General features: G+C 72.2%; 14 protein-coding genes. 9 read left to right on the top strand and 5 right to left on the bottom strand.

The window, feature by feature from the left end; genetic code table 11:
• Positions 1 to 2: 2 nt before the first annotated feature.
• The 3 genes from tatC to lnt all read left to right on the top strand — a co-directional run bounded on the left by tatC (position 3) and on the right by lnt (position 5,133).
• Positions 3 to 839: a twin-arginine translocase subunit TatC gene (tatC, locus tag EDF18_RS01050; RefSeq protein ID WP_347876480.1), complete on the top strand. Its 837-nt coding sequence runs from the start codon at positions 3 to 5 to the stop codon at positions 837 to 839.
• A 4-nt stretch (positions 840 to 843) separates the two neighbouring features.
• A complete protein-coding gene (locus tag EDF18_RS01045) occupies positions 844 to 3,366 on the top strand; it encodes an RNA helicase (RefSeq protein WP_123545628.1) in 2,523 nt (840 codons plus the stop codon).
• A 96-nt stretch (positions 3,367 to 3,462) separates the two neighbouring features.
• Positions 3,463 to 5,133 (top strand): apolipoprotein N-acyltransferase, encoded by a 1,671-nt coding sequence (lnt, locus tag EDF18_RS01040; protein ID WP_233568931.1) that lies wholly within the window; start codon positions 3,463 to 3,465, stop codon positions 5,131 to 5,133.
• A 125-nt stretch (positions 5,134 to 5,258) separates the two neighbouring features.
• Here lnt and EDF18_RS01035 read toward each other — a convergent pair whose 3' ends face one another.
• The 4 genes from EDF18_RS01035 to EDF18_RS01020 form a co-directional block, all read right to left on the bottom strand.
• Positions 5,259 to 5,624 (bottom strand): RNA polymerase-binding protein RbpA, encoded by a 366-nt coding sequence (locus EDF18_RS01035; RefSeq protein WP_123545626.1) that lies wholly within the window; start codon positions 5,622 to 5,624, stop codon positions 5,259 to 5,261.
• An 86-nt stretch (positions 5,625 to 5,710) separates the two neighbouring features.
• Positions 5,711 to 6,454 (bottom strand): glycerophosphodiester phosphodiesterase family protein, encoded by a 744-nt coding sequence (locus EDF18_RS01030; RefSeq protein WP_233568930.1) that lies wholly within the window; start codon positions 6,452 to 6,454, stop codon positions 5,711 to 5,713.
• A 47-nt stretch (positions 6,455 to 6,501) separates the two neighbouring features.
• Positions 6,502 to 7,626 carry an SPFH domain-containing protein gene (locus tag EDF18_RS01025; protein ID WP_233568929.1) on the bottom strand — a complete coding sequence of 375 codons (1,125 nt, stop codon included), beginning with the start codon at positions 7,624 to 7,626 and terminating at the stop codon, positions 6,502 to 6,504.
• Between the two features lie 11 nt (positions 7,627 to 7,637).
• A complete protein-coding gene (locus EDF18_RS01020; protein ID WP_123545623.1) occupies positions 7,638 to 8,102 on the bottom strand; it encodes an NfeD family protein in 465 nt (154 codons plus the stop codon).
• A 175-nt stretch (positions 8,103 to 8,277) separates the two neighbouring features.
• Between EDF18_RS01020 and EDF18_RS01015 the strand changes: the two genes are divergently transcribed.
• From EDF18_RS01015 to EDF18_RS00990, 6 genes are all read left to right on the top strand, one after another.
• Positions 8,278 to 9,045 (top strand): SDR family oxidoreductase, encoded by a 768-nt coding sequence (locus tag EDF18_RS01015; RefSeq protein WP_123545622.1) that lies wholly within the window; start codon positions 8,278 to 8,280, stop codon positions 9,043 to 9,045.
• Between the two features lie 13 nt (positions 9,046 to 9,058).
• Complete coding sequence (locus EDF18_RS01010; protein WP_233568928.1) at positions 9,059 to 9,514, top strand: NUDIX hydrolase; 456 nt, start codon at positions 9,059 to 9,061, stop codon at positions 9,512 to 9,514.
• Between the two features lie 151 nt (positions 9,515 to 9,665).
• Positions 9,666 to 10,136: a hypothetical protein gene (locus tag EDF18_RS01005; RefSeq protein ID WP_123545621.1), complete on the top strand. Its 471-nt coding sequence runs from the start codon at positions 9,666 to 9,668 to the stop codon at positions 10,134 to 10,136.
• A 70-nt stretch (positions 10,137 to 10,206) separates the two neighbouring features.
• On the top strand, positions 10,207 to 10,800 hold the full coding sequence (gene folE / locus EDF18_RS01000; protein WP_123545619.1) for a GTP cyclohydrolase I FolE: 594 nt from the start codon (positions 10,207 to 10,209) through the stop codon (positions 10,798 to 10,800).
• Positions 10,793 to 11,701 carry a dihydropteroate synthase gene (gene folP, locus EDF18_RS00995; RefSeq protein ID WP_233568927.1) on the top strand — a complete coding sequence of 303 codons (909 nt, stop codon included), beginning with the start codon at positions 10,793 to 10,795 and terminating at the stop codon, positions 11,699 to 11,701. The genes folE and folP overlap by 8 nt, the downstream gene beginning before the upstream one ends.
• Positions 11,698 to 12,480: a pyrimidine reductase family protein gene (locus EDF18_RS00990; RefSeq protein ID WP_233568926.1), complete on the top strand. Its 783-nt coding sequence runs from the start codon at positions 11,698 to 11,700 to the stop codon at positions 12,478 to 12,480. The genes folP and EDF18_RS00990 overlap by 4 nt, the downstream gene beginning before the upstream one ends.
• Positions 12,481 to 12,548: 68 nt before the next feature.
• Here EDF18_RS00990 and dhaM read toward each other — a convergent pair whose 3' ends face one another.
• Positions 12,549 to 13,247 (bottom strand): dihydroxyacetone kinase phosphoryl donor subunit DhaM, encoded by a 699-nt coding sequence (dhaM, locus tag EDF18_RS00985; RefSeq protein ID WP_123545617.1) that lies wholly within the window; start codon positions 13,245 to 13,247, stop codon positions 12,549 to 12,551.
• Positions 13,248 to 13,249 lie beyond the last annotated feature (2 nt).

Below are 13,249 nucleotides of genomic sequence, written 5' to 3'. Positions count from 1 at the left end.
GCGTGGCCACGACGACGACTCGTGGCACCGACGAGGGCGACCAGGCACCCCGGGGCTCGCGGAAGCGCTCGGCCGACGGGCGCATGTCCCTGGGCGCGCACCTCGTCGAGCTGCGCAAGCGCCTCTTCCGATCTGCCCTCGCACTGATCCTCGCCAGCGTTGCGGGATGGTTCGTCTCCCAGTTCGTCCTCGACTTCCTGCGGCAGCCGGTCCTCGTGCTGGCGGGCGGCAACGCGAGCGAGGCCGTCCTCAACTACGGCCAGATCACGAGCAGCTTCGACCTGCGGATGCAGATCGCCGTCACCGTCGGCGTCATCCTCAGCAGCCCGGTCTGGCTCTACCAGGTCTGGGCGTTCATCGTCCCGGCCCTGGTCCGTCGAGAGAAGCTCTACGCCGTCGGCTTCATCGGCTCGGCCATCCCGCTCTTCCTGCTCGGCTGCATGAGCGGCGTCTACGTCCTGCCGAACATCGTGCGCGTGCTCACGGGCTTCGTCTCCGAGCAGGACGCCGCGATCATCGACGCGAAGCAGTACTTCGACTTCGTCCTCAAGCTCGTCCTCGCCTGCGGCATCGCGTTCGTCCTGCCGGTCTTCCTCGTGCTCCTCAACTTCGTCGGTGTCATCAGCGCCGGCGCGATCATCAAGGGCTGGCGCGTCGCCATCCTGCTGATCGCGGTCTTCACCGCCATCGCGACGCCCGCGGCCGACATCTTCTCGATGTTCCTGCTCGCGGTGCCCATGGTGTTCCTCTACTTCGTCGCCGCCGGCGTCGCCTGGATCCACGACCGCGGCGTCGCGAAGCGCGCCGCGGCACTCGACGCCGAACTCGCCGGAGGGTGACCCCATGACCAGCAGCGACCTCAGCCCGGCCGCCCGCTTCGCCGCCTCGAAGAACCGCGTCCGCACCCCGCAGCTGCAGTCGTTCCGGTCGCGCCTCGGCTTCTCGCTCGACCCGTTCCAGGAGGCGGCCTGCGCCTCCGTCGAAGAGGGCTCGAGCGTCCTCGTCGCCGCGCCCACCGGTGCCGGCAAGACCCTGGTCGCCGAGTTCGCCATCCACCTCGCGATGCAGCACCCACGCGACAAGGTCTTCTACACCGCGCCGATGAAGGCGCTGAGCAACCAGAAGTTCCAGGAGCTGGTGGCTGAGTACGGTGCGTCCGAGGTCGGCCTGCTCACCGGCGACACCAACGTCAACTCGCGCGCCCGCATCGTCGTGATGACGACCGAGGTGCTCCGCAACATGATCTACGCGGGCTCCGAGATGCTCGACGACCTCCGCTACGTCGTCCTCGACGAGGTGCACTTCCTGGCCGACCGCTTCCGCGGCGCCGTGTGGGAAGAAGTGATCATCCACCTCCCGCTCGACGTGCGCCTCATCTCGCTCAGCGCCACCGTGTCGAACGCCGAGGAGTTCGGCGACTGGCTGCAGACCGTGCGCGGCGGCACCGACGTGATCGTCTCCGAGGACCGCCCGGTGCCCCTCGACCAGCACGTCCTCGTCGGGGGCAAGTTCCTCGACCTGTTCGACTCGAGCGGGCAGGCGGCGACCAACCGCGTCAACCCCGAGCTGCTGCGGGCGACGTCCCTGTCGAGACGAGGAGGCGGCAGCCGACGCGAGCGCGGCGGTCGCGACGGCTTCTCGGGTCGCGGCCCGCGCGGCCACGTCGTGCCGCCGACGCAGCACGCCCAGGGTCGCCTCGACCGCTGGAAGATCGTCGAGATGCTCGACGACCAGAACCTGCTCCCGGCCATCTTCTTCGTCTTCAGCCGCGTCGGCTGCGACCAGGCCGTCAAGCAGGTGCTCCGGTCGGGCATCCGCCTCACCACGGCCGACCAGCGCCAGGAGATCCGCGAGATCGTCGAGGCCCGGTGCCGCACGCTCCGTGACGAAGACCTGGCGGTGCTCGGCTACTGGCAGTGGCTCGACGGCCTCGAGCGAGGCGTCGCCGCGCACCACGCCGGTCTGCTGCCCGCCTTCAAGGAGGTGGTCGAGGAGTTGTTCCAGAAGAAGCTCGTCAAGGTCGTCTTCGCCACCGAGACCCTGGCTCTCGGCATCAACATGCCCGCGCGCACGGTCGTGCTCGAGAAGCTCGAGAAGTTCAACGGCGAGGCCCGCGTGCCGATCACGCCGGGGGAGTACACCCAGCTGACCGGCCGCGCCGGCCGACGGGGCATCGACGTCGAGGGCCACTCCCTCATCCAGTGGCAGCAGGGCCTCGACCCGCAGGCCGTCGCGAGCCTCGCCTCCCGACGCACCTACCCGATGAACTCCAGCTTCCGCCCGACCTACAACATGGCGGTCAACCTGATCGAGCAGTTCGGCCGGTCGCGCACCCGTGAGGTGCTCGAGACGTCGTTCGCGCAGTTCCAGGCCGACCGCGCCGTCGTCGACCTCGCCCGCAAGGTCCGCACGCAGCAGGAGAGCCTCGACGGCTACGCCCGCAGCATGCAGTGCCACCTCGGCGACTTCGGCGAGTACACCACGATCCGTCGCGAGCTCGGCGACCTCGAGAAGCAGGGCGCGGCACGAGCCGACGCGCAGTCACGGGCCGAGCACGACAAGCGCCAGCGGCACCTCGCCGACCTGCGCCGTCGCCTCCGCCAGCACCCCTGCCACGCCTGCCCCGAGCGCGAGCAGCACGCCCGCTGGTCCGAGCGCTGGTGGAAGCTCAAGAAGCAGACCGACCAGCTGTCCGCCCAGATCCGGGGGCGCACCGGCGCCGTCGCCAAGGTCTTCGACCGGGTCACCGACGTGCTGCTCGACCGTGGCTACCTCGAGCCCGCGTCGCCGCGCTCGTCGACGTCCGGCGCCGCCGCGCCCGGCTCGTCGAGGCGCGGGGGCGACCGCACGGCCGAGGTCGCGGTCACGTCGACCGGCCGCACCCTCCGCCGCATCTACGGCGACCGCGACCTGCTCGTCGCCGAGAGCCTCCGGCTCGGGCTCTGGGACGCGCTCGACGTGCCCTCGATGGCCGCGATGGCCGCCACCCTCGTCTACGAGCCCCGCCGCGACGAGGGCCAGCTGAGCGAGCGGTTCCTGCCGCGCGGCGCGTACCGCGAAGCCCTCGACGAGACGCAGAAGCTCTGGGCCGAGCTCGACGACCTCGAGCAGGAACACCGTCTGCCCGGCAGCAACCCGCCGGCTCCTGGCTTGGCGCTGGCCATGCACCGGTGGGCCAGGGGAGCGGACCTCGACTCCGTCCTCGAGGACGCCGAGCTCGCCGCGGGCGACTTCGTCCGGTGGACGAAGCAGACCATCGACCTGCTCGACCAGCTGTCCGTCGTGGCTGACCTGCCGGTGGGGCCGATCGCCCGCCGGGCGCTCGACGCCGTCCGGCGCGGCATCGTCTCCTACTCGGCGGTCTGAGGCGGGGCCCGGCGGTCCGGGCCGGCTCCGCAGGGTCGCTCTGGACCTGCAGGCGGCGCGCCCCGCCTCCCAGCCTCGCCCCCGTAGGATCGCACGGTGCCCCTCCGCGTGACCGACTTCCGCCTGCCGCTCTGGGTGGCCGTCCTCGTGGCGGCCGGGGCCGGGGTCGTCCTCGACGCGGGCTTCCCCGACGGTGACGTCTGGCCCCTCGCCTTCGTCGGGATCGCCCTCGTGCTGGTGTCGCTGCGCGGCCGCCGGGCCGGGGGAGCGTTCCTCGTGGGCCTCGTCGCCGGGCTCTCGTTCTACCTCGTCCACATCTTCTGGGCGACCCTCTACCTGGGTCTGCTGCCGTGGGCCGCGCTCTCGACCCTCGAGGCACTCTTCTTCGGCGCCGGGGCCGTGCTCATCGCCCTCGCCTACCGCTGGGTGCCGCGCATCTGGCCCGGCCTCGTCGGCCAGGCAGTCGTCGTCCCGGTCGTCGTGGCCGGCCTCTGGACGCTCCGCGAGTTCGTCGCGGGCAACTGGCCGTACGGCGGGTTCGCGTGGGGCCGCATGGCGCTCAGCCAGTCGCAGAGCCCGTTCGCGGGGCTCGTGGCGTGGGTCGGCATCTCGGGGCTGAGCTTCCTCATGGTCGCCCTCGTCGCGGCGCTGATCCAGCTCGCCCTCATGGTCACGCTGCCCCGCGCGACCCGGCTGCTGGCCGGCGCGATCGCCGTCGTCGCGGTGCTCGCGGTCCCCGCCTGGCCCACGTCGTCGAGCGGCACCGCCCGCATCGCCGGGGTGCAGGGCAACGGTCCGGCCGGCTACTTCGACGAGAGGGAGCAGGGCGACCTGCTCAACTCGCAGGTGCTCGCGATGAGCGGCCTCCAGCCCGGCGACGACCTCGACCTCGTCGTCTGGCCCGAGGGCGGCAGCGACCGCGACCCCACCCGCGACGCCTACGGCCGCTACGTCTTCGACGCCATCACGACGGGCTACGACGCGCCCCTCCTGTCGGGCGTCATCACGCAGAGCGACGACGGCGAGACCGTCTGGAACTCCTCGATCCTCTGGGACGACGGCGAGGTGCAGGGGCAGTACGACAAGAAGCACCCGATCCCGTTCGGCGAGTACGTGCCCGATCGTTCCTTCTGGCGGCCGTTCGCACCCGACCTGATCGACCTCATCGCCCGCGACTACACGCCCGGCACGCGACCCGAGGCGATGACGATCGGCGACTTCACGGCCGGCATCTCGATCTGCTTCGACATCGTCGACGACCAGCTCGTCACGAACATGATGCGCGACGGCGCCCAGGTGATCATCGCGCAGACCAACAACGCCGACTTCGGCGACACCGACGAGAACGCCCAGCAGCTGGCGATCGCCCGGCTGCGGGCCATCGAGACGGCCCGCCCAGTCGTCAACGTCTCGACCATCGCCTCCAGCCGGGTCATCGACGCGCAGGGAGACATCGTCGCCGGCGTCCGGGACTTCACGGCCGGCACCATGGTGCACACGGTCGACCTCGGCACCGGGACGACGCCCGCGGTCGTCGACAGCCGGGCGATCGAGCTCTTCGTCTCGTTCCTCGGGCTCGCCCTGCTGGTCCTCTCGCGGGTGCTGATCGGCGGAGAGCGGAGTCGGCGCCGCCGCCTCCTCGCCTCGGCTCCGTGGGCCGAGCTCACCACGCCGCGGCTGGCCGCCGAGAGGCCCGTGGCCCTCGAGGACGAGCTCGACGACCCCGGCCAGTTCGACTCGGTGCGGCGCGGACGACGACGCCGCTGACGTCAGTCCGGGACCCTGCGGCACGGGTCGCGGACGCCCCGCACGCGGACGCACATCGGCCCCGGCGTCGTGACGACGACCGGGGCCGATGGTGGGGGAGCGGGCCAGGAACCTGGAGGCGAGCCTCAGGCTCCTATGGCCTGCTTGCCGCGACGCGCGCGGAGGAACGTCAGGCGCTCCTCGAGGAGCTCCTCGAGCTCCTCACGGCTGCGTCGCTCCAGCAGCATGTCCCAGTGGCTCCTGGGCACCTTGACGTCTCCGGCCTCGATCTCGACGGGCTTGCCGTCCGCGGCGAGCAGACGACCCTCCTGGCCGCTCTTGGGCGACTGCCAGATGTCGGGGATCTCCGCGTCGGCCGCGAAGACCATGTCGAACTCCGTGCCGTCCGCCGTCTGGTAGACGGCACGCTTCCGGGGTGAGAACTCCACGCCCTCTTCGCTCTGCAGGCTCTGACTGCCGAGCCGCATGCCACGCAAACTGCGATCTGCCATTGTGTGGTCTCCTCTCGCGTTGCAATCTCCCGTTGTAACGTCAGGTCGGGTCCGCCTGTTTCATCCGAGACGGATTCACAGTCCGCTCACAGTGCCCTGGCAGTGGCGGCCCGCACCTCCGCTAGGGCGAGATCGGCCCTGTCGGACACGAGTCCGTGCACGCCGAGGGCGAGCAGACGGCGCATGGCGACGGGGTCGTTGACGGTCCACACGTGGGTCTCGACGCCGATCGCCTCGAGATCGCGGACGCGGCGACGGGTGACGACGCGGACCGGGCCCTGGCGCTCGGGCACCTGCACGGCCCCGCAGCCGCGGAGCGCACGGGCCGTCAGCCGTCGCCGGACCGCCGTGACGGGCACGGCGCCGAGGGCGACGACGGCGACGACTCCCCAAGACGACGCCGAGGTGGCGACGCCGGGGAGGCCCGCCAGCACGCGTCGTCGGATGCGCTGGTCGAACGACGTGAGCAGCACGCGGTGCTCGGCGCGGGCACGCCTCACCGCCTCGATCGTCGGGTCGACGGCCTCGGCGACCTTGACGTCGATGTTGAAGCGCGTCTCGGGGAACGCGTCCAGCGCCTCCTCCAGGGTCGGCATCTCGTAGCCGTCCTCGAGTCGGACCAGCCGGACCTCGGCCAGGGTCAGGTCGCGTACCGACACGTCACGGCCAGCGACCCGCGAGAGGTCAGGATCGTGGCTCACGACGGCGACGCCGTCGCTGGTCGAGTGGACGTCGGTCTCGACGTAGAGCGCGCCGGCCGCGATGGCCTGCAGGAACGACGCCGTCGTGTTCTCGGGCACGTCGAGTGCCAGGCCTCGATGCGCCAGCACCCGCGGTGTCGGACCCTCGAACCAGACGGAGGCGCGGGCCGGCTCCACTAGGGAGCGGCCGGGGGAGCCGTGGGCGGCACGTCCGTGCTGCCGTCCGAGGCACCCGTCGTGTCCGAGGCGCCCGTCGCCCCGTCGGATCCCGGCAGGTCGCCCGAGCCGGGGCGGGTGACGGTCGGGAAGCCCAGGTCGGGCTCGCTGCCGAGGTCGACGGTGGTCGCGAGGTCGGGCGTCTGCTCGGTCTCGGACACCTTCGTCGTGCCGCGGTCGACCCAGCCGGGCGCCGACGGGTCCTTCGGGGCGAAGAAGCCCGAGCCGATGCCCTTGAGCGCCTCGGTCAGCTCGCTCGGGATGATCCAGAGCTTGTTCGCCGAGCCCTCGGCGAGCTTCGGCAGCGTCTGGAGGTACTGGTAGGCGAGCAGCTTCGGGTCGGGGTCGCCGAGGTGGATGGCGTTGAAGACGGTGTCGATGGCCTCGGCCTCGCCCTGCGCCCGCAGCACCTGTGCCCGGGCCTCGCCCTCGGCGCGGAGGATGGCGGACTGGCGCGAGCCCTCGGCCTCGAGGATCTGCGACTGCTTCGTGCCCTCGGCGGTGAGGATGGCAGCGCGGCGGTTGCGCTCGGCGCGCATCTGCTGCTCCATCGAGTCCTGGATGGACAGGGGCGGGTCGATCGCCTTGAGCTCGACGCGTCCGACGCGGATTCCCCACTTGCCGGTGGCCTCGTCGAGGACGATGCGGAGCTGGCCGTTGATGTTGTCGCGGCTCGTGAGGGCCTCTTCGAGGTTGAGCCCGCCGACGACGTTGCGGAGGGTCGTCGTGGTCAGCTGCTCGACCGCCCCGAGGTAGTTGGCGATCTCGTAGGTCGCCGCCCGGGCGTCCGTCACCTGGAAGTAGACGACGGTGTCGATGGAGACGACCAGGTTGTCCTCCGTGATGACCGGCTGCGGCGGGAACGAGACGACCTGCTCGCGCATGTCGATCAGCGGCCGGACCCGGTCGATGAACGGGACGAGCAGGTTCAGCCCCGGCATGAGGGTCTTGTGGTACTTGCCGAGTCGCTCGACGACGCCCGCGCTGGCCTGCGGGATGATCCGCACGGCTCGGAACAGCACGACGAGCACGAAGACGACGACGATCGCGACGACGGCGACGGTCACGATGGTGGTGGGGTCCATGGTCAGTCCCTTCAGGCGGGGACGACCAGGGCGGTCGACCCCTCGATGGCGGTGACGACGACCGGCGCGCCGGTGTCGAGGACGATCCCGGCCGACGCCGGGGGAGAGGGGAGGAGGCGGGCGGTCCACGTCTCGCCGTTCGCGAGCTTCACCTGGCCGCCGTCGACGCCGATCGGCACGACGACCGTGCCGCGGATGCCCATCAGGGCCGCGAGGTTGCTGGGCGTCGGGTCGCCGCCCTTGCCGAGCGCCCGCAGCAGGGGAGGCCGGACGGTGAAGAGGAGCAGGACGGCGATCAGCCCGGCGACGAGGACCTGCAGCCACCACGGAGCGCCGAAGAGGCCGGCCAGCAGGCCGCCCGCGCTGCCGATGGCCAGCATGAGGAACGTGAGCTCGAGGGTCGTGACCTCGACCACGACGAAGACGAGGAGCAGCCCGATCCAGATCAGCCACGCCCATTGGGTGACGACGTCCACGTCGGCCTCCTTCGTCTCGCGTGCGGTCGACCCACTACGTGGTCGGTGCACGGTGTCGTCGACGCACTGTGCCCATGAACGTACCAGGGGCGGCCGGCAGCCGGACGGGGACCGATAGTCTCGAGGCGGTCCGTCGCGACCCGCCGCACGCCCCCACGACAGTCTGGAGCCCATCGTGTCCAACCCCCTCGCCGCAGGATCCCTCACCGGCAAGCGCGCCCTCGTCACCGGCTCGTCCCGGGGCATCGGTGCCGACACGGTCGGCTACCTCGCCGAGGCCGGCGCCCGCGTGGTCGTCAACTACCGCAACAAGGAGAAGCGTGCGCTCCAGCTGGTCGGCAAGATCGAGGCCGCGGGCGGCGAGGCGATCGCCGTCGGCGCAGACCTGACCGACGCCGAGAGCCTGGACGCCATGTTCGCGCGGGTGCGAGACGCGTTCGGCGGCCTCGACGTGCTCGTCATGAACGCTTCCGGGGGCATGGAGACCGGCATGGCCGAGGACTACGCGCTGAAGCTCAACCGCGACGCGCAGGTCGCCCTCCTCACGGCGGCTCTGCCGTTGATGGCGCCCGGCTCCCGCGTCGTGTTCGTCACGAGCCACCAGGCGCACTTCATCCGCACGACCGAGACGATGCCCGAGTACCTGCCCGTCGCCCTCAGCAAGCGCGCGGGCGAGGACGCCCTGCGCGAGATGCTGCCGCAGCTCGAGGCCGCCGGCGTCGAGTTCGTCGTCGTCTCGGGCGACATGATCGAGGGCACGATCACCGCGACGCTGCTCGAGCGCTCGAACCCGGGCGCGATCTCGTCGCGCAAGGAGAGCGCCGGCAAGCTGTACAACGTCGCCGAGTTCGCCGCCGAGGTGGCCTCGGCCGCGGTCGACCCGATCCCCGCCGACCACACGCGCTACGTGGGCGACACGAGCGACTTCGCCCCGCTGGTCTGAGACGGGGCACCTCGTGACCGAGCGCGTCGTCCGACCGACCTCCCGCCTCCTCGTCCTCGACGAGGACGACCGCCTGCTGCTGATGCGGACGAAGGCGCCTGACACGAGCGGGTCCTCCCGGTGGATCACGCCCGGCGGGGGAGTCGACCCGGGTGAGGACCACCCGCAGGCCGCGGTGCGGGAGCTGCTCGAGGAGACCGGCCAGGTCGTCGCCGACGTCGGGCCCGTCGTGCGGGTCGACGACTTCGAGGTGCCGTGGGACGACGCGGACCACACGCACGGCCACGCCGAGTTCTTCGTCGTGCGGCTGCCGCACTTCGAGGTCGTCGACTCGGGCTGGACCGACGACGAGCGCGTCGACATCCTCGAGTCTCGCTGGTGGTCGCTCGACGAGCTCGAGTCGACCGCCGAGCCGGTCGAGCCGACCGACCTGACGTCGCTGTTGCGCGACGTGCTCTCACGAGGCTGACGAGCACCCCCCTCGGCCCTCTCGGTGCGCGCTGATAATGCACATTATGTCAGCTTGCCTGTCCGGACCGCTCCCCGTCCGGCCCGCCCCGTCGCCGATCCGTACCCCCTCCTCCCTGCTGCCCGACAGCCTCCCGGTGTTCAGTCGCCCCATGCCCGACGACGAGACCCCCGACGCCGCCCACCTCCGACCCGACGGCGTCGACGACGCGACGATCGCCGCCCTCGGCAAGCTCTCCGAGGCGCTCGAGGTCGTGGAGCACGCCCGGGGCCTGCTCTACGGCTTCCACCGGCTCACGGGCAAGGCCGACCTGGCTCTCGGGGAGGCGGTCGACCTGCTCCGCGAGGCCGGCCACGACGAGCACGCCGACGCTCTCGAGCGCGACCTGGTCGGGCGCAACGTCGTCGAGGGCCGCTGGACGTTCCAGATCGTCGAGGACTACGACGACACGTACTGGTCGGAGTTCCGGCGCAGCGAGAAGACCGTGCGCGACGCCCTCGCGGGCGGCAGACGGCACGTCTTCGAGTCCGAGATGAAGGAGGAGCGGCGCAGCCCCGGTCGGCGACACCACGAGGCGCGCCCCGCCGAGCAGCACGGCTCCCCCGGCGACGACTCCCGCTGACTCCCCCAGGCCTCCTGAGAACTGCCTCCGGTGCGCAGGTCCCGAGCTGGCCACCTGGCAAGATGGCGAGATGACCCCGCCTCCCGTCGACCGTCCCCGCATCGAGGCGGCCGTCACCGAGATCCTCGCGGCCATCGGCGAGGACAGCACCCGTGAGGGGCTCCTCTCGACGCCCCGACGAGTCGCCGAGGCGTACGCCGAGTTCTTCGCCGGCCTCGAGGTCGACGCCGCCGAGCTCGTCCGCTCGTCGGCCGTCGCCTCCGATCCCGAGAAGCTCGGCGAGCTCGTGGTCGTCCGCGGCATCGCGCTCCGGTCCGTCTGCGAGCACCACCTCCTGCCCTTCGTGGGCCAGGCGCACGTGGCCTACGTGCCGGGCGACCGGATCGTCGGCCTCGGCACCGTGCCCCGCGTCGTCGATGCCCTGGCCTCGCGGCCCCAGCTGCAGGAGCGCCTCGGCGAGGAGATCGCCGACGCCTTCGTCGAGGGCCTCTCCCCCGACGGGGTCCTCGTCGTCCTCGACGCCGTGCACGGCTGCGTGACGACGCGCGGCCCGCGGCAGGTCGGCAGCTCTACGGTCACCGTCGCGAGCCGCGGAGCCCTCGCCGAGCCCGCGGCCCGTGCCGAGGCGATCGCGCTCATCACCGCGGGCGGCGACCGTGCCTGAGACCTCACTCCCGGTCTTCATCGCTCCCCCGCTGCGCCTCCCGGTGCGCACGATCGGACGCCGCACCTTCGACTTCTCCCGACAGGTGGCCGTGATGGCCGTCGTCAACCGCACCCCCGACTCCTTCTTCGACCAGGGCCGCACGTTCGCGCTCGACTCGGCCGTGCAGGCGGCCGTCGACGCGGCCGAGGCGGGGGCCGACTGGGTCGACATCGGGGGCGTCCCCTTCGCGCCGGGCCCCGAGCTGTCGGCTGCCGACGAGCTCGACCGGGTGCTGCCGGTCGTCCAGGCCCTCGCCGCTGTGTCCGACGTCGTCATCTCGGTCGACACGTTCCGGCCGGAGGTCGCCGCCGCGGTGATCGAGGCCGGGGCAGGGGTCGTCAACGACACCACCGGGCTGCACGACCCGCGCCTCGCCGACGTCGTCGCCCACAGCGGTGCGACCCTGGTCGTCACGCACAGCCTCGCCGCCCCGCGGCGACCGCACCCGCGGCCGCACTACGACGACGTCGCCCACGAGGTGGCCGACCTCCTCGCCCGACGCGTCGACGTCGCCCTCGCCCACGGCGTCCGGGAGGACCAGATCATCGTCGACCCCGGCCACGACCTCAACAAGACGACCGTCCACACCCTCGAGCTGACCCGCCGTCTCGGCGAGGTCGCCGGGCTCGGGCACCCCGTGCTCGCGGCGGTCTCGAACAAGGACTTCGTCGGCGAGTCCCTCGATCGAGCCAAGCCCGACCGCCTCGCCGGCTCGCTGGCGGCCGCCGTCGCCAGCGTGTTCCTCGGCGCCCGCATCGTGCGGATGCACGACGCCCGAGCGGCCGTCGACGCCGCCCGCATGGTCGAGGCGATCCTCGGCTGGCGACGACCGGTGCACGCCGTGCACAACGTCTCGTGACCGGCTCGCGGGTCATCCGCGTGGTCCCCGGCGGCCACGAGGAGGCGCCCCTCACCGACGCGGACCTGCTGGCGACGCTCTCCCCCCGCGACCGCAGCCGCCCGTGCCTCCGCGTCAACTTCGTGACGACCCTCGACGGCGCGTCCACCTCGGACGGCGTCTCGGGCTCGCTGGGCGGGCCGGCCGACGGCCGGGTCTTCGATCTCCTGAGGCGCGTCACCGACGTCGTGGTCGTCGGCGCCGGCACCGTGCGCGACGAGGGCTACGGCGCGATGCGGCTGAGCGAGGACGCGGCGACCTGGCGCGAGCAGGCCGGCCTCGCTCCGCAGCCCGTCTTCGCCCTCGTCTCGGGCTCGCTCCGGCTCGACCCCGAGTCGACCGTCTTCACGGAGGCGCCGGTGCGGCCGCTCGTCCTGACCACCGACCGGGCCGACCCCGGAGCACGTCGGGCGCTCGAGCGAGTCGCGGACGTCGTGGCCTGCGGCGAGGAGCGGGTCGACCCGCACCTCCTGCGCGACGCCCTGGTCGAGCGCGGACTGCCCCAGATGCACTGCGAGGGCGGCCCTCGTCTCTTCGGCGACTTGGTGCGGGCCGACGCCGTCGACGAGCTGTTCCTCACCCTCGCGCCGATGCTCGAGGGCGGCCACGGCCTGCGAGTCAGCCAGGGTGCCGACAGCGACGACTCGAGCCCGCTGCGGCGCATGCGGCTCGCCCACGTGCTCCGGGACGGCGACGAGCTGCTCACCTGGTACGTGCGCGACCGGGCGCAGACCGCCTGACACGAGCAGGGGAACGGCACCGAGATCGGCACCGCTCCCCCTCCCGACGTGCGTCGTGCCTCCTCGCGTCAGCCCTGTGGGGCCTCCACGCCCTCGCCGAACCCGCCCTCGATCAGCTCGACGAGGTCGTCGACCGCCTGCTGCGCGTCCGGCCCGGTGGCCATGAGCGACACGGTCGACCCGATGCCGAGACCCAGGCCCATGATGCGGAGCAGGCTCTTCGCGTCGACGCCGTTGACCGTGACGTCCGCCTGGAACCGGGAGGCGTGGGTCACCAGCTCCGCGGCCGGTCGAGCGTGCAGGCCCGAAGCGTTCACGAGCACGGCGGAGCGCTCGACCGCGTCGCCGCCGCGCAGCTCGCGCTCGTCGGCGTGGGGGTCCGCGACGCCCGTCGCGCTGCGGGCCGCCTCCGCGACCTGCGCTAGCGAACCGCCGGTCTCGGCTGCGACGGCCGCGGCCACCGCCCCCTCCACGATCGGCGCGTCCACGATGACGACGCGCTGGCGATCCGCGTCGTCGAGGAAGTCGACGGCCGTCTCCGAGGTGAGCACCGCGGAGCCGAGGTCGCAGAGCACGACGACTCCCCCGCCGCCGTCGGCGGTGCCGAGAGCGGCGGAGACGGTGTCGAAGCTCGTGCCGATGCCGCCCTCGTCGGTGCCGCCCGCGGCGACGAGGGTCGTGGTGGGCGCCATCTGTCGGGCGAGCTCGACCGTGCCCTCGGCGATCTTCGAGCTGTGGGAGACGACGACGATGCCGACGGAGGCCATGG

The sequence above is a fragment of the Frigoribacterium sp. PhB107 genome, assembly GCF_003751515.1.
Classification (GTDB): Bacteria; Actinomycetota; Actinomycetes; order Actinomycetales; family Microbacteriaceae; genus Frigoribacterium.
The sequence above is the reverse complement of the archived record's forward strand: the minus strand, read 5'-3'. Positions and strand labels throughout refer to the sequence as shown.